The 275-nt window shown below is 41.5% G+C and carries 1 pseudogene; it reads right to left on the bottom strand.

What is annotated here, in order from left to right:
* Positions 1-115: pseudogene (locus C1G53_RS13485) on the bottom strand (23S rRNA (guanosine(2251)-2'-O)-methyltransferase RlmB); the annotation flags it as partial.
* Between the last annotated feature and the right edge of the window lie 160 nt (positions 116-275).

The following is a 275-nucleotide window of genomic DNA, read 5'->3' as shown; positions in this document are numbered from 1 at the left end:
TTTTTTCAACATTTTTTCCGCGCAAATCATCCTGGATGTAGAGCTTGTTGCCGGTGTTAGCCTCCAAACTCTCCACCACAGCATGTACGCCATATACGATATCATTCTGTTCCATGGTTTTATTATAGCATATTTTTGAAAAGGAAAAAGCCGAGAATTTCTCAGCTTTCTTAGTTCACACTGTTTTCCAGATAATAATGTTGGGCAACATACCAGTTGACACCCCCTTGTTCCGGATCTGTATCATACTCACTAGCTTCCAACTCCCCACGACT

Origin of the sequence: Streptococcus suis, assembly GCF_002960445.1 — a bacterium.
Lineage (GTDB): Bacteria > Bacillota > Bacilli > Lactobacillales > Streptococcaceae > Streptococcus > Streptococcus hyiners.
Note: the sequence above shows the minus strand (reverse complement) of the source record. Positions and strands in the feature narration are given on the sequence as shown.